Source organism: Rathayibacter sp. AY1B5 (assembly GCF_002932795.1).
Lineage (GTDB): Bacteria > Actinomycetota > Actinomycetes > Actinomycetales > Microbacteriaceae > Rathayibacter.
Genome location: NZ_PSWM01000013.1, coordinates 35,985 through 58,440, shown reverse-complemented (window position 1 = coordinate 58,440; position 22,456 = coordinate 35,985). Strand labels below are relative to the sequence as shown.

The window sequence follows — 22,456 nt, the reverse complement described above, 5'->3', positions numbered from 1 at the left end:
CCGTGGGCTGGGCCGTCGGGGGAGCGGTGGCCGGGCTGCTGCTCGGCCTGGCGAGCTCGCTCGTGTTCCCGGGCATCGGAGTGGGAGCAGGCGTCGGCGTGGGCGTCGCGCTGGCCGCGGCGCTGGCGTTCGCCGGATGGCTGTTCGCGCGGGACCGCGCCGGCGGCTCCGGGCGCTGACGCGTCCGCGGCTCCGTTCGCAGGAGGCGTGCACGTGCGATCCGCAGGGGCCTGTGCGATCTGCAGGGGTCCGTCCGATCTGCCGGGGCCTGTCCGATTTGCAGGGGTCCGTGCGATCTGAAGGGGCCTGTGCGATCTGCAGGGAATGTCGACCATCGTGGATTCTGCACGAGGATGAGAACGCTCTCCGAGCCGGATCTACTGCAGATCGCACACCGATCTCCTGCAGATCGCACACCGACCGGACCGGATCTCCTGCAGATCGCACACCGACCGGACCGGATCTCCTGCAGATCGCATGTTCTCCTGCAGATCGCACGCTCCCCGGTGAAGGAGCCGCTTCCTCCCCGCACTGTGCGATGTGCAGGGGCCGGCGCGATGTGCAGTGGCCGGTGCGATCTGCAGGTGGTGGGGCGATCTGCAGGGGATCTCGATAGTCGCGTCCTCGTCGAGCGGATGAGATCGATCTCCGCGCTGGACGGCCTGCAGATCGCACACTCCCCTGCAGATCGCACGCGGCAGGGTGGCGTGCCTGCAGATCGCACACCGCGGCGAGGAGGGCCTGCAGATCGCACGCGACGCCCAGGAGGGCCTGCAGATCGCACGTCCTCCTGCAGATCGCACGCCCCCAGGCGGGCGGAGCCCGGCGGGCCCTAGGCGCTGACGCCCACCGGCTCCACGAGCGGCGGGTACAGAGCCTCGTCGCGCGAGACCGGGGCCGCCGTCGCCGCGGCGATCTCGACGCCGTGGTCCGCGAGGATGCGCTGGGTCTCGTTCGCCGAGACGTAGGACACCTCGGTCGAGGCGCCGATCGGCACGACCGAGTGCAGCACCGTGTCGTCGTAGACGTGGATCAGGTTGAACGCCTGGGCGCCGTTGCGGGCGCGGGTCGCACCCACCGGCACGTTGAGGTCCTGCGTGTAGCAGGTGGCCGACGCGACCGAGACGGGGATGCCGGCGAACATCGCTGTCGACGAGTAGTGCAGGTGGCCCGCGATGATGCTGCGGACGTCGGAGCCTTCGAGCACCTCCGCGAGGGCGGGCTGGTCGCGCAGCTCCACGAGGACCGAGAGGTCGAGCACGCTCGGCACCGGGGGGTGGTGCAGCGCGAGGATCGTGCCGTGGGGGGCCGGGCTGGAGAGCTCCTCCGCCAGCCAGTCGAGCTGCGCATCCGAGATCTCGCCGTAGTGGGCGCCGGGCACGGTGGAGTCCAGAGCGATGATCCGGAGCCCGTTCACGTCGTGCACGCGGTCGACCGGCTGCGTGGTCGGGAGCTGGTCGAGCAGCCCCGAGCGGAACGCGCCGCGGTCGTCGTGGTTGCCCATCACCCAGATCACCTCGGCGCCGAGGCGCGCGGCCGCGGGCTCGACGACGGCGCGCAGCTTCGCGTACGCCTGCGGCTCGCCCTTGTCGGCGAGATCGCCGGTGATGACGATCGCCTCCGGTCGTCCGCCGGACGCCTCCAGCTCGTCGAACAGGAGCCGCAGCTGGGCCTCGCTGTCGACGTCGGAGCCGTAGAGGCCGCCGTCTCCGGCGATGAAGTGGGTGTCGCTCAGGTGAAGGATGAAGTGGTTGGGCCGGGGGTACTCGGCCTGGCGGAGGGACATGATCCTCGGGTTCCACGATCGGCGGGAGCCGGATCACGCGACCCGGCGTCGGCACTTGCGCTCTGTCTCAGCGGAGGCGACCCCGCTGGAACCAGTCCATCATCGCGGGGTGAACTCCCGGCCAACACCGGTCGGCGCGTCATCGAACGGTTCTCCCAGGTTGCCGGTCGCTGCGCGGTCCTCCCGGACCCCGGAGGACCACCGCACGGGACGGATCCCCGCCGGGCGCGCTGCCGGAGGCCCGGCCGACCGACCCGGATCAGAGCCGGGCGAGCAGCCGCGCGTAGAACGCGATCGCGCGCTCGAACTGGTCGGTCTCGACCGACTCGTCGACCCCGTGGATCCCGAGCTGCTGCCGCGGGCTGATCTCGAACGGGATGAAGCGGTAGACGTGGTCGCTGATCGCGTGGAAGTGCCGCGCGTCGCTGCCGCCGGTCTGCACGTAGGGCGCGACGACCGCCTCCGGGAACGACTCCTGGACGACCGCGCGCAGCAGGTCGTACGGCCCTCCGTCGCCGGGCTCGCCGGTGGGGGAGACGGGGGAGGGCTCGTGGGCGACCTTCACCTCGACCTCGACCTCGGGGTCGTCGATGACGGCGCGGATGCGCTCGACCACTCCCGCGACCGTGCCGCCGGGGTTGATCCGCACGTTCGCCGTGGCGCTCGCGCTGGAGGCGAGGACGTTCGCCCCGGTGCTGCCCCGCAGCTCGGTGATCGCGACCGTCGTCCGCAGCATCGCGGCCGAGCGGTTGGAGTGGGCGGCGAGCGCGCCGATGACGGCGTCCGGGTGCTCGTGCGGGCGGGCGTACCAGACGGCGTGGGCCGCGTCCGCGTGGTCGGCAGCGGCGCGCACCAGCTCTGCGATGGGCTCCGGGAGGGTGGAGGGGAACGGGTTCTCGGTCAGGCGGTGGATCGCCCTCGCGAGCCGCTGGGTCGCGAGCAGCCCGGGCGGGGGCGGCGGAGCGGAGGCGTGGCCGCCGACGTCGCGGCAGGTCAGCTCGAGGTTCATGATCCCGCGCTCGGTGACGCCGATCACGGCGATCGGGGTGGTGACGCCGGGCAGGATGCCGCGCCGCACGTTCCCGCCCTCGTCGAGCACGAGGCGGGGGCGGACCCCGCGTGCTCCGAGCAGGGCTACGACCGAGGGGGCGCCGTCGCCGGCCGTCTCCTCGTTGTGCGTGGAGAGGAGGTAGACGTCGTTCCGGGGCCGCTCGCCCCGGACGACGGCGGCCTCGACCGCCTCGAGGAGGGCGACGAGGGAGCCCTTGTCGTCGAGGGCGCCGCGCGCCACGACGGAGGTGCGGCCGTCCGCTCCGACGACGGTCTCGGCCGCGAACGGGTCGTGCGACCACTCCGCCGCCGTCACGCTGACCACGTCGTAGTGGGCCATCAGCACGGCCGGCTCGCCCGGCTCCTCGCCTCGCCAGCGCCAGAGGAGGGAGTGGCCGGCGACGGTCTCGGACTCCAGCGCCGCGTGCAGCGCCGGGTAGAGCTCGGCGACGAGCTCCCGGAAGGCGTGGAAGCGGCTCCAGTCGGTCGCCGACTCGTCCGAGTGGGACACGGTGTCGACGCGCAGCAGGGCCTGGAAGCGCTCGAGCGCGGTCGTCGTCACCGGGCTAGCCTACGACGGCGGTGCCGGGCCCCCGGCCCGCCGGAGCGGAGGTGCGCGGTGGGACTGCCCGAGGTCTGCGTCGTCTACGTCCTCCGCGACGGCCCGCGGGGTGCGGAGGTGCTCCTCGGCCGGAAGCGCCGGGGCCTCGGCGAGGGCCGCGTGGTCGCCCCCGGCGGCAAGCTCGAGCCCGGCGAGTCGCCCGTCGACGCGGCCGTCCGCGAGCTGCAGGAGGAGGCGGGGCTCGTCGCCCTCCCGGCCGACCTGGAGCCACGCGGTGTGCTCGACTACTCCTTCCCCCACCGGCCCGCGTGGAGCCAGCGCTCCCACGTCTTCCTCTGCCGCCGGACGACGGGCGACGTCGCCGCGTCCAGCGAGCTCGCGGCCGCGTTCGTCCCGGTCGAGGAGGTGCCGTTCGACCGGATGTGGGACGACGCGCGCCTGTGGCTGCCGGACGTGCTGCGCGGCGGCCCGCCGGTCCGCCTCCGGGTCGAGTTCGGCGCCGACCTCGCGACCGTCGCCTCCTGGGGACCGGCCGACGCTCAGACGAACGCTCCCGCCACCAGCAGCGCCAGCAGCGAGATGACCGAGGCGATCGAGAGCGTCAGCGAGTAGGCGGTGAACGTGCCCCGCACGGTGAGGCCGAGCACGGACTTGAAGAGCCAGAACGCGTTGGCGTTGACCATCCCGAGGAAGAGCGCGCCGGAGCCGGCGGCCAGGGCGATCAGCGCCGGGTTCACGTCGAGCACGGGGATCAGCGGAGCGACGATGCCGACCGCGGTGATCGCGGCCGTCGAGACCGAGCCGATCGCTGCGTGCAGCACAGCCGCGACGACCCAGGTGAGGAGGATCGGCGAGAGTGCCCGCCCGTCGAAGGCGCCGGCGAGCGCGTCGCCGACCCCGGTTCCTCCGACCACGGCGGCGAGGCTGCCGCTGACTCCGGTCAGGATGACGATCGGGCCGCTGCGGGTCAGAGCTCCGCCCAGTGCCGTGGACACGGTGCCTTTCGGGAGCATCCGCAGTGCCGTCGCGTAGGCCAGCACCAGGCCGGCCAGCAGCGCGATGTGCGCGTCACCGAGGAACCGCAGGAGCGGGACGTCGAGCTCGGCCAGCTGGGTGAGCGAGTTCGTGGCGATCAGCACGATCGTGAGGGCGATCGGGGCGACGGCCAGCGCGAGCGGCACCCGCCGCGTCGCGAGCGCCGTGCCTCCCGTGGCCGCGCCCGCCTCGGACTCCGGAGCGGGTCCGGAGACCGCCCCTCCCTCGAGGTCGCGCTCGTCCCGCCAGCCGCCGCGCTTCACCAGGGCGCTGTACACCAGCACGGTCAGCACGATGGTGACTATGCCCAGCGGGGCGCCGATGGCGACCATCGACGGCAGGGGAGCGCCCGCGATGCCCGCCGTGGCCAGCGCCGCGGCTCCGGGGACGACGAAGACCACGCCCACGATCATCCCGACGATGGAGGAGCCGGCCAGCAGGCCGTAGCCTCCGGCGCCGAGCCCCCGCGAGGCCAGACGGGTCAGCGGTGCGCTCATCACGACGAGCACGTCGGAGTAGATCGAGGGGAAGGCTACGCCGAGGGTCAGCGCGTACGCGACCGGGAGCGCGCGCCGACCGAAGCGCGCCACGAGCCAGCGGGCGAGCAGCGGAGCCACGCCCAGCGCCTCCAGGAGCGACCCGAGCAGCAGTCCGAGCGCGATCAGCAGGCCGATGTCGCCGAGGACCGCGCCGAATCCGGACGTCATCGCCGTCACCGTCCCCTCGCCGCCCTGCCCCGAGACGAGGCCGAGCCCGAGGGCCGAGACGAGGAGGGCGATCACCGGCTCGACCTTCAGCACGACGATCAGGACCACGACGGCCACGATCGTGAGCAGGATGAGGAGCACGGGCCAGTAGTCGATCATGGGCGGTCCTTCTGTCGGGGAGGGGGGCCGGAGACCGGGTCGCCGCGAGCCGTGCGGCCCTGGGCGTGGTGCGCCGTCGAACGGACGATCGCGCGGATCCGCGGAGCCGGAGAACGCCGCGGAGATGCGGCGCGTCAGCGGAACATACCGATCGTCGACCCTGCTCCCCGGCGTCGTCGACTTCTTTCGTCACGCAGAGTCGTGAACACTCGAGCCGGATTCGCACCGTGCTACTTTCGCCGGGCAGACGTCCTCGGGGGGAGGACGCAGCCGCATCTCTCCTCCGTGGTCACCCGCATCGGGACGGGCTCAGCACCCTCCCCCCGCCAGGCGTCCTCCGTGGGACGCCGCCGTCAGCGGACCACCCCCGACAGCGACGCGATCCGGTCCCGCCGGACGCGCCCGAGCGCAGCAGGAGAACCACCTATGACGGCACAGATCATCGACGCGTCCGATCTCGACGAGCTCCGGCGCGTCGGGCAGGAGCTCCGCGAGGGCGCCACCGTCATCGCGCAGACCGACACGAACTACGGCGTGTTCGCCAGCCCCTTCTCGCGCATCGCCTGCTCCCGCCTCTACGACATGAAGAAGCGGGACGGGGCGAAGCCGCTCACCCTCTTCGTCTCCGCGCCCCGCGACTGGGCGACCTGGGCCTTCGCCCCGGAGTCGGCCGACATGAACGCCCTCGTCGCAGCGTTCTGGCCGGGGCCGCTGAACGTCATCCTGCGCCGCAAGCCCGTCGTCCCGGACTGGGTCACCTCGGGCCAGGACACGGTGTCGGTCGTGCACAACCTCAGCGCCCCGATCAACCTGCTCTCGGTCTTCGCGGGCCTGCCGCTCGCGGCCACCTCCGCCAACATCAGCGGCACGGTGTCGACCGGACTCGTCGACTTCGCCCTCGCTGCGGAGCACCTCGGCGGCGACAGCGACTACCTGATCCGCAGCACCACCGCCCCCGACTCCACGATGAGCAGCACGATCGTCTCCCTGGTAGGCGGCGCGTCGATCATCCGCCAGGGCGACGTGGGGGCCGACGCACTGCGCGTCGTCGTGCCCTCCCTTGTCTGACCTCGGGCGCGGGGACGCATCGCGCGGCCGCGGCGCCGCCGGCCTGATAACGGTCTACCGGATCGTCTCGCGCGCCTACTTCCACCTGCCCGTGGTCGCAGTGTTCCTGCTGGCGAGGGGGTACCCGATCCTGGCCGTGGCGCTGCTGCTGGCGCTCTACGGAGTGGTGGCGGCGCTCGCCGACGGCCCGCTCTCGCCCCTCACGCGCCGCCTGTCCTCGGCTGGGGCGCTCGTCGTCGGCGAGGGCGTGAAGGCCCTCGGCCTCGTCGTGATCGTGCTGGACGCGGATCCGGTCGCCGTCGTGATCAGCCAGCTGCTCGCCGGCTGCGGCTTCGCGCTGACGGCCGGGCGGGACGCCGCGCTGGCCTCCTCGCTGCGCGATGGAGCCGATGCCCGCCGCCAGGAGACAAGGGTGCAGAGCGGGATGTTCCTCGCCTCCTTCGGCGCGGGAGTGCTCGGAGCCGCTTCGCTCGCGCTCTGGGACCGGCTGCCGTTCCTCCTCAGCGCGCTCGTGTCGTGCGCCGCGCTGGCCGTGGTGCTCCTCGCCCGCCTGCCGCTCGGCTCGAGCGCCGCCCCGGGAGCGGCGGCGCGCGCGGTGCGGCCGGCCGTCCTGCCCGCCGCGGTGCGCTTCTGGTCCCTCTACTACTCCGTGAACCGCGCCGTCCTGCTCGCCGCCTACACGTTCGTGGTCCCGCTGCTGCTGTTCCAAGAGCTGCGACTGACGCTGCCCGCGTTCGGCCTGGTGCTCGGCCTCTACACGCTCGCCGGCCTGGCCGCCGCCCGGCTCTCACCGCTCATCGCCGGCACGCCCCTGGTCTTCAGGCTGACGGCGCTCACCCAGGTGCTGGGCCTCGCCCTGACCACCCTCGGGGTGCTCGGTGCCGCGATCGCCGGCCTCGCCCTGCTCGGGATCGCGGGCGGCTTCGTGAGGCCCGCGACGATGATCGCCCTGGCGCCCGCGATGAACGGGCTCGAGGACGGCGCCCGGGTCGCGGTGATGCGAAGACTGGAGCGCAACCAGGGGATCCTCCAGGCCGTCCTGCTCATCGGCGCCGGGATCCTCGTCCCTCACACGGGAGGGACCGCGCCGACCCTCGTCGTCCTCGTCGTCCTCGCGGTCCTCGCGCAGACGATCGGGGCCGTCTCGATGCGGCGACAGGAGAGGAGGGCCGTCACCGCAGAAGCGGAGTGACAGAGGAAGTCCGGGACGAGCCCGCGGGCGGCGTCCCTCATCCACGTGCAAGGAGTGAAGCAATGCAGCCCATCTACACGTTCTCCGATTCCGACCGATCGGCCCTCCAGCAGTCGCTGCTGGCGATCGCCATCGATCCCTACAAGGACTACGACCGCTTCCGCGACGCGATCGCCGCGCTGATCGACAGCGGCGACGTCCCGCAGGGCTTCGTCGACGCGCTCGCCCGCATCCGGCGCGAGCGCGACGAGAAGATCACCTACGCGCACCTGATCTCGAACAACCCGGTCGACGACGAGATCCCCTGGCTCGACCAGGACGACGCGCTCGAGGACAAATACCGCAAGAAGCTGACCTTCGTCGGCGAGGGCCTGCTCGAGCTGCAGTCGCAGTACCTCGGATCGCCGCTGCTGGCGTACGCCACCCGCAACAACGGCGACTTCTTCCAGGACGTCTACGCGGACAACCGCTTCTCGAACACCCAGACGCAGAAGACCGACGGCGAGCTGTACTGGCACAACGAGCGGACCGCGCACCCGGTGCGCGCCGACTTCATCTCGCTCCTGGGGCTGCGCACGCCCGAGACCGACCTCGTCTACACGAAGTACGTCGACGGCCGCGAGATCCTGCGCTTCATCTCACCCGAGAACCAGGCGCTCCTGCGCGAGGCGGTCTACATCACCCCGTTCGACGAGCTCTCGCGCGCCCAGAACAAGAACCAGATCGTGTCGGACCAGCACGCTCTGCTCGAGAACGAGCACAGCTTCCGCTACTACGACACCCGGACGGTGCCGGCCGACCCGGACGACCTGCCGCACCTGTGGGCGCTCTGGCAGTTCCGCGATGCGCTCTCGAAGGTCAGCGAGCAGTACCACCGGATCCGCGACGCGGACCTGCTGATCATCGCGAACCAGGACGGCCTGCACAGCCGTCAGCTCGTCGACGTCCAGGACCGCGACAAGACCCGCTTCCGCTGGCTGCTGAAGACGTACTCGTTCCGCGACGCGGCGACCGCGGACCGCCACTCCGACTACTGGCTCGACGGCGTCCGCGGCCGAGTCACCGACTGAGAGAGAAGGAGAACGACATGACCGATCTGACCAGGAGCACGCCCCCGCACCCGCTCGACTTCCTGCCCGCGACGGCGCCCCTGGAGGTGTCCAGCGACGACGTGACCGACGGCGAGCGGCTCGCCGAGGCCCAGGGGAGCGGCGACACCAGCCCGTCCCTGCGCTGGAGCGCCGGCCCCGAGGGCACGCAGTCGTACGCCGTGACCGTGTTCGACCCCGATGCGCCGACCCTCGGCGGCATCCACCACTGGGTCCTGGTCGACATCCCGAAGGAGGTCACCGAGCTGGCCGCCGGCTCGACGGACGTGGGGCGCCCGGCGCTCAACGACCTCGGGTCGCTCGCCTACGCCGGTGCGGCCCCGCCGCCCGGTGACCGCCCGCACCGCTACCTCTTCACGGTGCACGCGCTCGGAGTGCCGACGCTGCCGGTCGACGAGTCGACTCCGGCCTCGCTGGTCGGCTTCCATCTGACCGTCAACACGCTCGCGCGAGGCTCGCTCACGGCCCTCGCCTGAGCCGTCCCGTCGGCGCGCGCGGCGCGGACGGGCGCGCACCGGGCACCGGAGTCGATCCGGAGCCCGGTGCGCGTCCGTTCGCGGCATCACCGCCGCGGACGACGGGAGGCGATCCGCTAGGCTTCCGCTCGGCCGGGGCCCCGCCCATGGCGTCTCTGGACACCACGAAAGGGAAAGAATGACCAGCACGACGGTGATCGAATGGCGTGAGCAGGCTCCTGCGGAAGCGGTGGACGCGCTCTACGCCCCCGGTGGACTGGTCGTCTGCGCGACCAAGGTCGGCTACATCCTGATGACGACCGACGGAGCGGGCCTCGAGCGCAAGTTCTCGGCCAAGCAGCGCAACCGCAACAAGCCGGGCGTCGTGCTCTGCTCCAGCATCGAGCAGCTCACCGAGCTCGCCGAGCTCAACGAGGAGGTCCTCGCCTTCTACCAGAAGCACTGGGACCAGGACGTCCTGCTCGGCTGCATCCTCCCGTGGAAGGCCGAGGCCGTCGACCTGATCGACGAGGACGCCCGCGAGCTGGTCCGCGACGGACGGGGCACCAGCTGCTTCGTCATCCGCTTCGGCCGCCCGGCCGAGCAGCTGGTCGCCACCATGTGGGAGCGCGACCGCACCCTCACCTTCGCCAGCTCGGCCAACCCCTCGGGCGTGGGCAACCGCGGCCGCGTCGCGAACATCGGCGAGCGGATCGAGAACGAGGCCGACGTCATCGTCTCGGCCGACTCCTACGTCTCCTCGATCCAGCCGGACAAGGACGAGGACTCCCGCCACGAGCAGGGCGTCATGGTCTCGATGGTGGACGCCTCGGGCGCCCTCATCCCCGTGCAGGGCGGCGAGCGCTCGATCACCCCGGGCCCCGTGCTGATCCGCCGCGGCCTCGACTACGAGCGCATCATGCTGAACCTCGCCGAGCAGTTCAACTCCTGGGACTACCGCCAGGGCGAGTACTACTGATCCGCTAGCGGAACGGCGCGACGGCCGGGCCGGGACTCACCCCGACCCGGCCGTCGGCGTACCCGGCGTCAGAGCTCGAGCACGTCGCCGGGCTCGAGCGCGTGGTACTGCCCGCCGCCCTCGCGCACCGCCCAGCCGAGCCGGTCGTGGCCGAGCGAGCGCCCCGCCTCCGAGAGCACCTGCTCGTGGGTCGCGAAGGCGTGCCGCGGGGCGAGCTCGAGCACGTAGTCCATCGCCTCGGCGATCTTCATCCACGGTGCTCCCGAGGGAGCAGCGAGGATCTCGACATCGACGCCCTCCGGCACTGTGAACGAGTCGCCGGCGTAGTAGACCCGGCCGTTCACCAGGACGCCCACGTTGTCGATCACGGGGATGCTGCGGTGGATCACCGCGTGACGGGAGCCGAAGAAGCGCAGCTCGAACGGGCCCACCGTCACGACATCGCCGTCGGCGACCGTCTCGACGTCGAAGCCCTCGGCGGCGGCGGCGACCCCGGCCGGGCCGAGGATCCGCAGCGACGGGGCCGCGTCGCGCAGGCGCTGCAGCTGCTCCGGGGTCCAGTGGTCGGCGTGCTCGTGGGTGAGCACCACGGCGACGGTTCCGGCCGTCCCCTCGACGGGCCGGGTGAAGGACCCGGGGTCGATCACCAGGCGGGCGCCGTCCTCCTCGATCAGGACGGCGGCGTGCTCGAGTTTCGTCAGTCTCATGCCCCGAGCCAACCGCCTCGGCGGGCGGCGGGCAAGGCCCGGGCCGCGAGGAGACCGGGTGGGCCGGGCGCTCGATTTGCATCGATGCGGATCCGTGTGCAACACTCTTCGAGTTGCAAAAACGCGGCCCCATCGTTTAGCGGCCTAGGACGTCGCCCTCTCACGGCGGTAACGCGGGTTCAAATCCCGCTGGGGTCACCACGGCAACACGAGAAGAACCCCCGGTCTGACCGGGGGTTCTTCTCGTTTAACACCCTGGGTGCTCGCCCCCCGGCACCCGCTCGACGCGCTGTGTCGATCGTCACGTCCCCGCTCCGCCGCCCCGAGGCGGCATCCGAGTGGATCGGCGCTAGGATCGCATCCGCGAAGGGGAGTATCCCGCCTTTCCGCTCCCGTCAGTACGCACCGCCCCTGCGCGGCGCCGGGGGCGGGACGGGTGACGCGGACCGGCACGGCCGTCCGCTCCCCGGGGAGAGACTTTCGGCCCCCCACCCACTCGGAAGGCCCTCATGCTCGATCTGCCCGTCTGGTTCGTGATCGGCTCGTTCGTCGTCCTGAGCCTGATCCTCGCCGCCGACCTGCTGCTGGTCTACAAGCGCCCGCACGTGCCGAGCCTGAAGGAGTCCGGCCTCTGGGTCGGCTTCTACGTCACGCTCGCGCTGATCTTCGCGCTGGCGATGCTGATCCTCGGCGGCGGCGAGCTCGCCGGCCAGTTCGTCGCGGGCTGGCTGACCGAGTACAGCCTCTCGATCGACAACCTGTTCGTCTTCGTCATCATCATGGGCCGCTTCGCGGTGCCGGCGAAGCTGCAGCAGGAGGTGCTGATGGTGGGCATCATCATCGCGCTGGTCTTCCGCGGGATCTTCATCCTCCTCGGCGCGCAGCTCATCGAGAGCTTCAGCTGGATCTTCTACCTCTTCGGCGCGTTCCTGGTCTACACGGCGTGGAACCAGGCGTTCGGCAAGGAGGACGAGGACGAGGGCACGGACAACCTGCTCATCCGCCTCCTGCGCAAGCGCGTGAAGATCTCGGACGAGTTCGACGGCTCGAAGATCCGCACGGTCAAGGACGGAACCCGGTACTTCACCCCGATGCTGATCGTGTTCCTCGCGATCGGCTCGACCGACCTTCTCTTCGCGCTCGACTCGATCCCGGCGATCTTCGGCATCACGGAGAGCCCGTTCATCGTCTTCACCGCGAACATCTTCGCCCTGATGGGGCTCCGCCAGCTCTACTTCCTGCTCGGCGGCCTCATCGACAAGCTCGAGTACCTCAAGTACGGCATCGCGTTCATCCTCGCCTTCATCGGCGTGAAGCTCGTCCTGCACGCCCTGCACGAGAACGACCTGCCCTTCCTCAACGGCGGCGAGCCCGTGCCGGTGTGGGACATCGACACGATCACCTCGCTGGTGGTCATCGTCCTGAGCATGACCGTCGCGACGCTCGCGAGCCTGGCGAAGATGCGCCGCGAGCACCGCCACATCGAGATGCACGGCGGGCACCCCGAGGTCGTCTCGGACGACGCCCGCTCGGCCGCCGAGGAGAAGTGATCCCGCGATGACGACCACCACCGTCGACCTGCCCCAGGGGGCGCTGCGACTCGCCGTCAGCAGCAGCACCGACGTCGGAGCCGTCCGCCGGGTCAACGAGGACTCCCTCCTCGCCGACGAACTGCTGCTCGCGGTCGCCGACGGCATGGGCGGGCACGCCCGCGGCGACCTCGCGAGCGCCGCCGCGGTCGGGGCTCTGCACGAGAACCGGCCGACGGCCCTCGGACCGGTCGACGCGGTGTTCGACCTGGTCGAGGGCGCCAATTCGGCGGTGCGCGCACTGGACGTGGGCGGTGCGCTCTGCGGCACGACCCTCACCGGGCTGATGCTCGTCCTCCCCGAGCCGGCCGGGCCTGCGCGCTGGGCGCTGTTCAACGTCGGCGACTCGCGCGTCTACCGCTGGGACGGGACGGAGCTCGAGCAGCTGACCGTGGACCACTCGGCCGTGCAGGAGCTCGTCTCGGCGGGTCTGCTCACGCGGGAGTCGGCCGAGTCGCACCCCGACCGCAACATCGTCACCCGCGCCCTCGGCGCCGACGAGGAGGTCGAGACGGACGTCTGGACGCTCCCCGTCGTTCCGCGCGCCAGCTACCTGCTCTGCTCCGACGGACTCACGAAGGAGCTCCCGGACGAGCGGATCGCGGCGCTGTTCGCGCGGCGCGACTCCGGGGATCCGGCCGACCTCGCTCAGGCGCTCGTGGGCGCGGCGGTGGAGGCCGGCGGTCGGGACAACGTGACCGTCGTCGTCGTCGACGCGGTGCTCGACGCCCGCGCCTGAGCCCGTCGACCGCGCGCCGCCGGCTCCCGGGAGCGGGGGAGCGCGGTGCTATTCTCGGTCCATGCTGAGCGGCCCGCACCTCCTTCCGTGCCGCGACGAGACCTCGATCTGACGGCCTCCCTCGTCGCGGTGCCTCGCCCGGCCGAGCAGCGACTCCAGGAGGAGAAGGAACCGTCATGATCGAGACCACACCCGGAACAGCCGCGACCGCGTCGAGCGGAGCTCGGACCGGCAGGGGGGTCGAGGGGCCGCGCACCCTCGCCGAGAAGGTCTGGGACGACCACGTCGTCGTCGCGGGCGAGAACGGCGCTCCCGACCTGCTCTACATCGACCTGCACCTGCTGCACGAGGTGACCAGCCCGCAGCCGTTCGACGGCCTGCGTGCCGCGGGGCGCCCGCTGCGCCGGCCGGACCTCACCATCGCCACCGAGGACCACAACACGCCGACCCTCGAGATCGGACGCCCCATCGAGGATCCGATCAGCCGCACCCAGATCGATGCGCTGCGCCGCAACGCCGCCGAGTTCGGCGTCCGCCTGCACTCCCTGGGCGACGTCGAGCAGGGCATCGTGCACGTCGTCGGCCCCCAGCTGGGCTTGACGATGCCCGGCGTCACTGTGGTCTGCGGCGACTCGCACACCTCCACGCACGGCGCTTTCGGCGCTATCGCCTTCGGCATCGGCACGAGCGAGGTCGAGCACGTGATGGCCACGCAGACGCTGCCGCTGCAGCGCTTCAAGACGATGGCGATCACCGTCGAGGGGACGCTGAAGGAGGGGGTGACGGCCAAGGACATCATCCTCGCGGTCATCGCCCGCATCGGCACCGGAGGCGGCCAGGGGTACATCCTCGAGTACCGCGGCTCCGCGATCCGGGCGCTCTCGATGGAGGGCCGGATGACGATCTGCAACATGTCGATCGAGGCGGGTGCGCGGGCCGGCATGGTCGCGCCGGACGAGACGACCTTCGCGTACCTGCGCGGCCGTCCGCACGCTCCTTCGGGAGAGGACTGGGACGCCGCGGTCGCCTACTGGCGGACGCTGCCGAGCGACGAGGGCGCCGTCTTCGACGCCGAGGTCGTGATCGACGCCGACGCGCTCGAGCCGTTCGTCACCTGGGGCACGAACCCCGGCCAGGGCGTCTCGCTCTCGGAGGCAGTACCGGACCCCGAGGTCCTCGACGATCCGAACGAGCGCGCCAGCGCTCTGCGAGCGCTGGAGTACATGGCGCTGGAGCCCGGCACGCCGATGAAGGAGATCCCGGTCGACGTGGTCTTCATGGGCTCCTGCACCAACTCCCGGATCGAGGACCTGCGGGCCTTCGCCGCGATCGTCGAGGGGCGCACCAAGGCCCCCGGCGTCCGCGTGATGGTCGTACCCGGCTCCGCCCGGGTGCGGCTCGAGGCCGAGGCCGAGGGGATCGACCGGATCGTCACCGCGTTCGGCGGGGAGTGGCGCTTCGCCGGCTGCTCGATGTGCCTCGGGATGAACACCGACCAGCTCGTCCAGGGGGAGCGGGTGGCCTCCACCTCCAACCGCAACTTCGAGGGTCGTCAGGGCAAGGGGGCGAAGACCCACCTCGTCTCGCCCCTGGTCGCTGCGGCCACGGCCGTGCGGGGCACCCTGTCCAGTCCCTCCGACCTGGAGCCGGTCCGCGAGAGAGCAGGAGTCTGACCGTGCAGAAGTTCGAGACCGTCACGGCCCTCGCCGCGCCACTGAAGCGCGCCAACGTCGACACCGACCAGATCCTCCCCGGCATCTACCTCCGCCGCATCACGAAGACCGGATTCGAGGACGCACTCTTCCACGGCTGGCGGCAGGACGAGGACTTCGTCCTCAACCAGGAGCGCTACCGCGGTGCCGGCATCCTCGTCGCCGGCCCCGATTTCGCCATCGGCTCCAGCCGCGAGCACGCTGTCTGGGCGCTGCGCGACTACGGCTTCCGGGTCGTGATCTCGCCCCGCTTCGGCGACATCTTCCGCGGCAACGCCGGCAAGCAGGGACTCCTCGCCGCCGTCGTGTCCGAGGCCGACGTGGAGCGGCTGTGGGACATCATCGAGAGCACCCCGGGAATAGAACCGACGGTGGATCTGGTTGCGCGTACGGTCACCGCCGGTGGCGAGGCCTTCGACTTCGAGATCGACGACTACACTCGATGGCGCCTGATCGAGGGCCTGGACGACATCGGCCTGACCCTGCGCGACGAAGCGCTCATTTCCGAATTCGAGACCCGCCGCGAGAGCTGGCGGCCCAAGACATTGCCGGTGAAATAGCGTGAACACACTTCTTCAGGACGCCAAGGCCCTCCAGGACGCCAAGGCCTCGGGAGCCCGCGTGGGGATGACGACGGAGCGGATCACCATCAAGGGCGGTCGGCCGCTGGTGGGGCGCATCGAGCTCAAGGGAGCGAAGAACCTCGTCACCAAGGCGATGGTCGCGGCGCTCCTCGGCGAGACCGCCTCCACCCTCCGCGACGTGCCCGACATCAGCGACGTCCGCGTCGTGAAGGGCCTCCTCGAGGTGCACGGCGTCAAGGTGAAGCAGGGCTCCGAGGTCGGCGAGCTGATCCTCGACCCCTCGAACGTCGAGTCCGCGCACTTCGCCGACATCGACGCGCACGCCGGCTCCAGCCGCATCCCGATCCTCTTCTGCGGCCCGCTCCTGCACCGCCTCGGCGAGGCGTTCATCCCCGACCTCGGCGGCTGCCGCATCGGCGACCGCCCGATCGACTACCACCTCGAGGTCCTCCGCAACTTCGGAGCGGTCATCGAGAAGCTGCCCTCCGGCATCCGGATGTCGGCCCCCGAGGGCCTTCACGGCGCCAAGGTGTCGCTGCCCTACCCGAGCGTCGGAGCGACCGAGCAGGTCCTCCTGACCGCGGTGCGCGCCTCCGGCATCACCGAGCTCTCGGGCGCGGCGATCGAGCCCGAGATCATGGACCTGATCAACATCCTGCAGAAGATGGGCGCCATCATCTCGGTCGACACCGACCGCGTGATCCGCATCGAGGGCGTGGACCGGCTCACCGGCTACTCCCACCGCGCGCTCTTCGACCGCAACGAGGCGGCCTCCTGGGCGGCCGCGGCCCTCGCGACCGACGGCGACATCTTCGTCGGCGGCGCCCGCCAGCAGGAGATGACCACCTTCCTCAACGTCTTCCGCAAGGTCGGCGGCGCGTTCGAGATCGCCGAGGACGGCATCCGCTTCTACCACCCGGGCGGCGAGCTCAAGCCGGTCATCATCGAGACCGACGTGCACCCCGGCTTCATGACCGACTGGCAGCAGCCGCTGGTCGTGGCGCTCACGAAGGCCAAGGGCGTCTCGATCGTGCACGAGACCGTCTACGAGCAGCGCTTCGGCTTCGTCGACGCGCTCGTCGAGATGGGCGCGACCATCCAGATCCACCGCGAGTGCCTCGGCGGGCAGGCCTGCCGCTTCGGGCAGCGCAACTTCATGCACTCGGCCGTGATCTCGGGACCCTCGAAGCTGCACGGCGCCGACATCGTCGTGCCGGACCTCCGCGGCGGCTTCTCGCACCTGATCGCTGCTCTCTCGGCCGAGGGGACCTCCACGGTCTCGAACGTCGGCATCATCAGCCGCGGCTACGAGAACTTCCTCACCAAGCTCGAGCTGCTGGGCGCCGACTTCTCGCTCGACGCCTGATCGAGGGAACCCCGGACCGTCGAGGGAACCTGCACCAGCAGGCTCCCTCGACGGGTCGGGGTTCCCTCGGCTTCGGGCACGGGAGCCGGGATGCGAGGATGGGCGGGTGTCTGAGCGAAGCCGTCCGTCCATCTTCTGGTTCCTCGCGGCGGCGGTGATCCCCGTGATGACCGCCTCGGTCGACCTCCGGATCCGCGACGCGGAGAAGATCCCGAGCACCGGGGCCTTCGTGTTCGCGCCGAACCACTACAGCGAGATCGATCCGATCATCACGGGCTGGACGCTGTGGCGCTCCGGCCGCGCACCGCGGTTCCTCGCCAAGGCCTCGCTGTTCTCGGTGCCCGTGCTCGGAGCGATCCTGCGCCGCTCCGGCCAGATCCCCGTCGAGCGTTCGGGCTCGGTCCGCGGCAGCGAGCCGCTGAAGACCGCCAAGGCGCTCGTGGACGAGGGAGGGTCGGTCATCATCTACCCGGAGGGTACCCTCACCCGCGACCCCGAGCTCTGGCCGATGCGCGGCAAGACGGGGGCCGTGCGGATGGCGCTGCAGTACGGCCTGCCCGTCGTCCCCGTCGCGCACTGGGGCGCCCAGCAGCTGATGGGCCGCTACTCCAAGCGGATCACCCTCTTCCGCCGCAAGCGCGTCGACGTCCTCGTCGGCGACCCCGTCGACCTGTCCGCCTTCCGGGGCCGCAGCCTCGACTCCGCCACTCTCACCGAGGCCTCCGCGGTCGTGATGGCCGCGATCACCGCCCTGCTCGAGGAGCTGCGCGGCGAGGCGGCGCCCGAGAAGCGCTGGAACCCCTCCGAGCACAACCAGAAGGGCACGGGTCGCTTTGAGTCCGAGCAGTAGGAAGGCGCCCCTCCCCGTGCCTCGCCGCGTCGCCGTGCTCGGCGCCGGCAGCTGGGGCACCACGTTCGCGAAGATCCTCGCCGACGGCGGCTCCGACGTCGTGATGTGGGCGCGCCGGGCCGAGCTCGCGCGCGAGATCACCGAGGCCAAGCGCAACAGCGACTACCTCCCCGGCATCAACCTCCCGCGCAACATCCGGGCCACGCCGCGCATCGAGGAGGCGCTGGAGGGCGCGGACCACGTCTACCTCTCCATCCCGTCGCAGTCGCTGCGGAGCAACCTCGAGGCGATCACGCCGTTCCTCACCGAGCGCACGGTGCTGGTGAGCCTGATGAAGGGAGTCGAGAAGGGCACCGGCCAGCGGATGAGCGAGGTGATCGCGCAGATGCTGCCCGTCTCGCCCGACCGGATCGCCGTCGCCTCCGGGCCCAACCTCGCCCTCGAGATCGCGAAGGAGCAGCCGACCGCGGCGGTCATCGCCTCCGAGAGCCTCGTCACCGCGCAGGAGGTGGCTCTCGCGGCGACCAACCGCTACTTCCGCTCCTACGTGAACACCGACGTGATCGGGACCGAGTTCGGCGGCGTGCTGAAGAACCTCATCGCCGTGGCCATCGGCATCGTCGACGGCGTCGGCTACGGCGAGAACACGAAGGCGTCGATCATCACGCGCGGCCTCGCCGAGATGACCGACTTCGCGGTGGCCTACGGCGGACGGGCCGAGACGATGGCCGGGCTCGCGGGGCTCGGCGACCTCATCGCGACGTCGAGCTCCTCGCTCTCGCGCAACAACACGGCCGGACGCCTGCTCGGCCAGGGCTACAGCTTCACCGACGTGGTGAAGTCGATGCAGCAGACGGCGGAGGGGCTCGCCTCCGTCGCGCCGGTCCTCGAGCTGGCGCGCGCCAGGGGAGTCGACATGCCCATCGTCGAGCAGGTGTCGCAGGTGCTCGCCGGTACGCTCGATCCGAAGGACATCGCGCCGCACCTGACCACGGATTCGGACGAGCCACAGGGTGAGAGGAACCTCGATGACCAGCAAGCTCCGCGTGGCCGTTCTGTTCGGGGGGCGCTCCAGCGAGCACTCGATCAGCTGCGCAACGGCGGCCGGGGTGCTGCGGGCGATCGACCGTGACCGCTTCGAGGTGATCCCCGTCGGGATCACCTCCGACGGCGCCTTCGTGCTCGAGGAGGACCGTCCTGAGAAGTTCGCTCTCGACGCCGCGTCGCTGCCCCGCGTCGAGGACGACGGCTCCCGTGTGCGCTGGCCGGAGTCGGCCCTCTCGCGAGAGCTCACCGTGACGACCGAGGACGGCGCGACGCGCTCGCTCGGCGAGGTCGACGTGGTGCTGCCGATCCTGCACGGCCCGTGGGGCGAGGACGGCACCGTCCAGGGGATGCTCGAGCTCGTCGGGCTGCCCTACGTCGGCTCGGGCGTGCTCGCGTCGGCGCTCGGCATGGACAAGCACTTCACCAAGACGGTGCTGCGGGCCGCGGGCCTCGCGGTGGCGCCCTGGTACCTCGTGACCGAGGCGGAGTGGCGCGCCGACCCGGGCGACGCCTCCTCGGCCCTCGACGAGCTGGGCCTGCCCGCGTTCGTGAAGCCGGCGCGGGCCGGCTCGAGCGTGGGCGTCAGCCGGATCGACGAGCGCGAGCAGCTCGAGGCCGCGCTGGAGGAGGCGTTCGCGCACGACTCGCGGGTGCTGATCGAGTCGGGCATCGTCGGCCGCGAGGTCGAGATCGGCGTGCTCGGCGGCCGCCGCGGTGCTCCGGCCCGCGCCTCCGTCGCCGGCGAGGTGGTCGTCTCCGGCCGCGGCTTCTACGACTTCGAGGCGAAGTACCTCGGGGCGTCCGGCATCGAGCTGGTCTGCCCGGCCGACCTGACCGACGGTGAGCTCGCCGAGATGCGGTCCCTCGCGATCCGCGCCTTCGACGTGATCGGAGCCGAGGGCCTCGCCCGGGTCGACTTCTTCCTCACCGCCGACGGCTTCGTCGTCAACGAGATCAACACCATGCCCGGCTTCACGCCGGTCTCGATGTTCCCGCGCATGTGGGGCGCGAGCGGCGTGGACTACCCGGACCTGATCAGCGAGCTGCTCGACTCGGCGCTCGACCGCGTCCCGGTCGCCGCCCGATGACGTCGGCGCTCGCGCTCCGCGTCGAGGCGGGCGCGGCCGCGGCGCCCTTCGAGCAGATCCGTGAGCAGATCACCGCTCTGATCGCCGCGGGCGAGCTGCCGGTCGGCACGCGGCTGCCGCCGGTGCGCGCGCTGGCCGAGACGCTGGGCGTCGCCGCGGGGACGGTCGCCCGCTCCTACCGGGAGCTGGAGTCGGCGGGCCTGGTCGAGACGCGCGGCCGGGCGGGCACGGTCGTCGCGGGCGGTGTCGACGCGCTGGAGCGCGAGCTGCAGGCCGCGGCCGCCGTGTACGCGTCCCGCGCGCGCGAGCTCGGGGCGACCTCCGATGGTGCGCTCACCGCAGCGAGTCGAGCCCTCGGCGTCTGACGCTGAAGCTCAGCCGGTGGGCGTATCCGTCGGATCGAGGGTGTCGGCGTCCGAGACGTCGGTGCACTCGCGCGTCTGCGGGACGTAGGAGACGGCGTTCGCCAGGTCGAGCGCGGCGGAGGACCCCGACGCGCGGCTCTGGTCGACCGTGATCTGCACCGCGGGATCGCGCCCGTAAGTGGTCAGCGTGTAGATGTCCTCGTCCTTCTGCGTCTCGTCGATGATCCAGTCGACGCCGCTGACGTTCACGCAGAGGTCCGTCGTCGGGCCGGGCACCTCGACTCCGCAGTGCAGGATGACCGCGGCCGGCGTACCCCAGGCGGCGGTGCCCTGCGCGTTCGTCTCGCGCTCGGGCTGCTCCGCCACCACGTCGGGCAGGCGGACGGACACCTCCGCGCAGCCCGTGCTCGTCGCGTCGGCGGCGGGCTCGAGGGCCACGGCGGCCGAGCAGCCCGAGAGCAGCAGGACGGCGGCAGCAGCGAGGAGGGGGGAGCGGAGTCGGCGGGGGGACATCGCCGTCAACGCTAGCGTGTGAACCATGGCAGAGGATCGGAGTCCCACCCTGGCCGAGCTCAGCGAGGGCGAGGTGCTCGCGAGGGTGCTGGCCCGGCTCGGCGGCCCGGGAGCGGAGACCCTGGTCGGGCCCGGCGACGACTGCGCGGTGCTGCGCGCTCCCGACGGCCGCTTCGTGGTGACCACGGACATGATGGTGCACGGCCCCGACTTCCGGCTGGCCTGGTCGAGCCCGGCGGACCTGGGCTGGAAGGCGGCGGCCTCGAACCTCGCCGACGTCGCGGCGATGGGGGCCCGGCCCACCGGGCTCGTCGTCGCGCTCGCGGCGCCGCAGTCGCTGGGCGTCGACGTGCTGGAGGGGATCGCGGGCGGGCTCGCGGCCGGCTGCGCCGCGATGGCGCCGGGGTGCGGAGTCGTCGGGGGAGACCTCTCCGCCTCGGCGACGCTCACGCTCTCGATCACGGCGTTCGGCTCGCTCGACGGACGGCCGCCGGTGCTCCGCAGCGGTGCGAGGCCGGGGGACGTGCTGGCCGTGGCCGGTCCGCTGGGACGAGCGGGACTCGGGCTGCGCCTCTTGTTCGAGCAGGCGCGGCGGGACGGGGAGCCGTCGGCCGACCTCGCCGCCCGGCTCCGCGAGCGGCATCCGTCCCTCCTCGAGGCGCAGCTGCGCCCGACCGCGCCGATCTCCGCGGGCGAGGCCGCGGGCGGGACCGCCACCGCGATGATGGACGTCTCGGACGGCGTGGTGCTCGACGCCCGTCGGATGGCGCGTGCGAGCGGAGTGGCGATCGACCTCGATGCCGCGGCGGTCGACGTGCACGCGCGCGGGCTCACGGGCGTGGAGGGCGTGGACCTCGACCTGGCGAGGGCGTTGGTGCTGGGAGGCGGCGAGGACCACGCGATGCTCGCGTGCTTCCCGCCCGCCGCGGCGCTGCCGGAGGGCTTCGTCCCGCTCGGGGTCGTCCGCGAGGGGGACCCGGAGGTGCGCCTGGGCGGGGTCGCGCTCGAGGGGCGCGGGGGCTGGGACCCGTACCTCGGCTGGGACGGCGCGGCGGGCTGAGGCCGGTCAGCCGGCCGCGGGAGAAGCGGGAGAAGCAGGCGGAGCAGGCGGAGCAGGCGGAGCAGGCGAAGCAGGCGAAGCAGGCGGAGCAGGCGGAGCAGGCGAAGCAGGCGAAGCAGGCGAAGCCCACCAGATCGTGGTCTCGCCGTAGTCCTTCCTCCGCTCCCGCTCCAGGCCCGAGGGCCAGCGCGGCTCCGGGCTGCGGGAGCTCCGCTCCACGACGACCACCGCGTCCTCGCGCAGCAGAGGCAGCACGCCGGCGAGATCGGCGGCCAGGTCGTCCTCGCCGAGGTCGTAGGGCGGGTCGAGGAACACCGTGTCGGTGTTGAGGGCCGGAGAGCCGTCGAGGAAGGAGCGGACGGAGCCGGTCACCACCTCGATCCGCGGGGCGGGCCGCTTGTTCTTGGCCGCCGCGGTCGCGATCGCCCGTGCGTTCTCGCCCGCGGTCCGCGCGGCCTTCGGGTCGCGCTCGACCAGGACGACCGCGCTCGCTCCGCGGCTGGCCGACTCGAGCCCGAGGGCGCCGGAGCCCGCGTAGAGGTCGACCACTGTCGCGCCGTCGAGGGCGTCCCGGGCCTCGAGGGCCGAGAAGACGGCCTCGCGCACGCGGTCGCTGGTGGGGCGGGTGCCCGCGCGCGGGACCCGGAGGGTGAGCGAGCCGGCGAATCCGGCGATGATCCTGGTCACCGGACCGAGCATAGGGCGGCACCCCTGCCTGCGGCGTCCGGTGGCCG

The 22,456-nt window shown here is 71.8% G+C and carries 23 protein-coding genes and 1 tRNA gene; 18 read left to right on the top strand and 6 right to left on the bottom strand.

Annotation, left to right across the window (positions count from 1 at the left end; genetic code table 11):
* Window positions 1-2: 2 nt before the first annotated feature.
* The gene (locus C5D44_RS18060; RefSeq protein ID WP_181109951.1) at window positions 3-179 is read left to right on the top strand and encodes a hypothetical protein; all 177 of its coding nucleotides are present in this window, start codon (window positions 3-5) and stop codon (window positions 177-179) included.
* A gap of 653 nt (window positions 180-832) precedes the next feature.
* Here C5D44_RS18060 and C5D44_RS09915 read toward each other — a convergent pair.
* A complete protein-coding gene (locus C5D44_RS09915; protein ID WP_104281549.1) occupies window positions 833-1,786 on the bottom strand; it encodes a phosphodiesterase in 954 nt (317 codons plus the stop codon).
* Between the two features lie 259 nt (window positions 1,787-2,045).
* Complete coding sequence (locus tag C5D44_RS09910) at window positions 2,046-3,398, bottom strand: M20/M25/M40 family metallo-hydrolase (RefSeq protein WP_104281548.1); 1,353 nt, start codon at window positions 3,396-3,398, stop codon at window positions 2,046-2,048.
* Window positions 3,399-3,455: 57 nt separating this feature from the next.
* Here C5D44_RS09910 and C5D44_RS09905 point away from each other — a divergent pair, with 57 nt between their 5' ends.
* Window positions 3,456-4,010: an 8-oxo-dGTP diphosphatase gene (locus C5D44_RS09905; RefSeq protein WP_181109952.1), complete on the top strand. Its 555-nt coding sequence runs from the start codon at window positions 3,456-3,458 to the stop codon at window positions 4,008-4,010.
* Here the strand turns inward: C5D44_RS09905 and C5D44_RS09900 are convergent.
* A complete protein-coding gene (locus C5D44_RS09900; RefSeq protein ID WP_104276525.1) occupies window positions 3,938-5,299 on the bottom strand; it encodes a GntP family permease in 1,362 nt (453 codons plus the stop codon). The genes C5D44_RS09905 and C5D44_RS09900 overlap by 73 nt on opposite strands.
* A 426-nt stretch (window positions 5,300-5,725) precedes the next feature.
* On the opposite strand from C5D44_RS09900, the gene C5D44_RS09895 reads away from it, so the two are divergent.
* From C5D44_RS09895 to C5D44_RS09875, 5 genes are all read left to right on the top strand, one after another.
* Window positions 5,726-6,367, top strand: a complete 642-nt coding sequence (locus tag C5D44_RS09895; protein WP_104281547.1) for an L-threonylcarbamoyladenylate synthase — start codon at window positions 5,726-5,728, stop codon at window positions 6,365-6,367.
* Window positions 6,360-7,559 (top strand): hypothetical protein, encoded by a 1,200-nt coding sequence (locus C5D44_RS09890; RefSeq protein ID WP_104281546.1) that lies wholly within the window; start codon window positions 6,360-6,362, stop codon window positions 7,557-7,559. Before C5D44_RS09895 ends, C5D44_RS09890 begins: the two co-directional genes overlap by 8 nt.
* A gap of 62 nt (window positions 7,560-7,621) precedes the next feature.
* The gene (locus tag C5D44_RS09885) at window positions 7,622-8,629 is read left to right on the top strand and encodes a TauD/TfdA family dioxygenase (protein WP_104281545.1); all 1,008 of its coding nucleotides are present in this window, start codon (window positions 7,622-7,624) and stop codon (window positions 8,627-8,629) included.
* Between the two features lie 17 nt (window positions 8,630-8,646).
* Window positions 8,647-9,144 (top strand): YbhB/YbcL family Raf kinase inhibitor-like protein, encoded by a 498-nt coding sequence (locus C5D44_RS09880; protein ID WP_104281544.1) that lies wholly within the window; start codon window positions 8,647-8,649, stop codon window positions 9,142-9,144.
* 178 nt (window positions 9,145-9,322) lie between these two features.
* Complete coding sequence (locus C5D44_RS09875; RefSeq protein ID WP_104223084.1) at window positions 9,323-10,102, top strand: L-threonylcarbamoyladenylate synthase; 780 nt, start codon at window positions 9,323-9,325, stop codon at window positions 10,100-10,102.
* 68 nt (window positions 10,103-10,170) lie between these two features.
* On the opposite strand, the gene C5D44_RS09870 is transcribed toward C5D44_RS09875, so the two are convergent.
* Window positions 10,171-10,809, bottom strand: a complete 639-nt coding sequence (locus C5D44_RS09870) for an MBL fold metallo-hydrolase (RefSeq protein ID WP_104281543.1) — start codon at window positions 10,807-10,809, stop codon at window positions 10,171-10,173.
* Window positions 10,810-10,934: 125 nt separating this feature from the next.
* On the opposite strand from C5D44_RS09870, the gene C5D44_RS09865 reads away from it, so the two are divergent.
* The 10 genes from C5D44_RS09865 (at window position 10,935) to C5D44_RS09820 (ending at window position 20,149) form a co-directional block, all read left to right on the top strand.
* A tRNA-Glu gene (locus C5D44_RS09865) sits at window positions 10,935-11,010 on the top strand.
* 308 nt (window positions 11,011-11,318) lie between these two features.
* Window positions 11,319-12,359 carry a TerC family protein gene (locus C5D44_RS09860; protein WP_104281542.1) on the top strand — a complete coding sequence of 347 codons (1,041 nt, stop codon included), beginning with the start codon at window positions 11,319-11,321 and terminating at the stop codon, window positions 12,357-12,359.
* A 7-nt stretch (window positions 12,360-12,366) separates the two neighbouring features.
* Window positions 12,367-13,137, top strand: a complete 771-nt coding sequence (locus tag C5D44_RS09855) for a PP2C family serine/threonine-protein phosphatase (RefSeq protein WP_104276532.1) — start codon at window positions 12,367-12,369, stop codon at window positions 13,135-13,137.
* A gap of 176 nt (window positions 13,138-13,313) precedes the next feature.
* Window positions 13,314-14,810, top strand: a complete 1,497-nt coding sequence (leuC, locus tag C5D44_RS09850) for a 3-isopropylmalate dehydratase large subunit (protein WP_104281541.1) — start codon at window positions 13,314-13,316, stop codon at window positions 14,808-14,810.
* A 2-nt stretch (window positions 14,811-14,812) separates the two neighbouring features.
* Window positions 14,813-15,409 (top strand): 3-isopropylmalate dehydratase small subunit, encoded by a 597-nt coding sequence (gene leuD / locus C5D44_RS09845; protein ID WP_104281540.1) that lies wholly within the window; start codon window positions 14,813-14,815, stop codon window positions 15,407-15,409.
* A 67-nt stretch (window positions 15,410-15,476) separates the two neighbouring features.
* On the top strand, window positions 15,477-16,799 hold the full coding sequence (gene murA / locus C5D44_RS09840; RefSeq protein WP_181118484.1) for a UDP-N-acetylglucosamine 1-carboxyvinyltransferase: 1,323 nt from the start codon (window positions 15,477-15,479) through the stop codon (window positions 16,797-16,799).
* A 106-nt stretch (window positions 16,800-16,905) separates the two neighbouring features.
* Window positions 16,906-17,649 (top strand): lysophospholipid acyltransferase family protein, encoded by a 744-nt coding sequence (locus C5D44_RS09835; RefSeq protein ID WP_374953930.1) that lies wholly within the window; start codon window positions 16,906-16,908, stop codon window positions 17,647-17,649.
* Between the two features lie 16 nt (window positions 17,650-17,665).
* Window positions 17,666-18,781 carry an NAD(P)H-dependent glycerol-3-phosphate dehydrogenase gene (locus C5D44_RS09830; RefSeq protein WP_181067828.1) on the top strand — a complete coding sequence of 372 codons (1,116 nt, stop codon included), beginning with the start codon at window positions 17,666-17,668 and terminating at the stop codon, window positions 18,779-18,781.
* A complete protein-coding gene (locus C5D44_RS09825) occupies window positions 18,678-19,784 on the top strand; it encodes a D-alanine--D-alanine ligase family protein (RefSeq protein WP_104281539.1) in 1,107 nt (368 codons plus the stop codon). The genes C5D44_RS09830 and C5D44_RS09825 overlap by 104 nt, the downstream gene beginning before the upstream one ends.
* Window positions 19,781-20,149, top strand: a complete 369-nt coding sequence (locus C5D44_RS09820; RefSeq protein WP_104281538.1) for a GntR family transcriptional regulator — start codon at window positions 19,781-19,783, stop codon at window positions 20,147-20,149. The genes C5D44_RS09825 and C5D44_RS09820 overlap by 4 nt, the downstream gene beginning before the upstream one ends.
* 9 nt (window positions 20,150-20,158) lie before the next feature.
* On the opposite strand, the gene C5D44_RS09815 is transcribed toward C5D44_RS09820, so the two are convergent.
* A complete protein-coding gene (locus C5D44_RS09815; protein ID WP_104281537.1) occupies window positions 20,159-20,662 on the bottom strand; it encodes a DUF3515 family protein in 504 nt (167 codons plus the stop codon).
* Window positions 20,663-20,687: 25 nt separating this feature from the next.
* Between C5D44_RS09815 and thiL the strand changes: the two genes are divergently transcribed.
* Complete coding sequence (thiL, locus tag C5D44_RS09810; protein ID WP_104281536.1) at window positions 20,688-21,722, top strand: thiamine-phosphate kinase; 1,035 nt, start codon at window positions 20,688-20,690, stop codon at window positions 21,720-21,722.
* Between the two features lie 6 nt (window positions 21,723-21,728).
* On the opposite strand, the gene C5D44_RS09805 is transcribed toward thiL, so the two are convergent.
* On the bottom strand, window positions 21,729-22,409 hold the full coding sequence (locus C5D44_RS09805; RefSeq protein ID WP_104281562.1) for an RsmD family RNA methyltransferase: 681 nt from the start codon (window positions 22,407-22,409) through the stop codon (window positions 21,729-21,731).
* Between the last annotated feature and the right edge of the window lie 47 nt (window positions 22,410-22,456).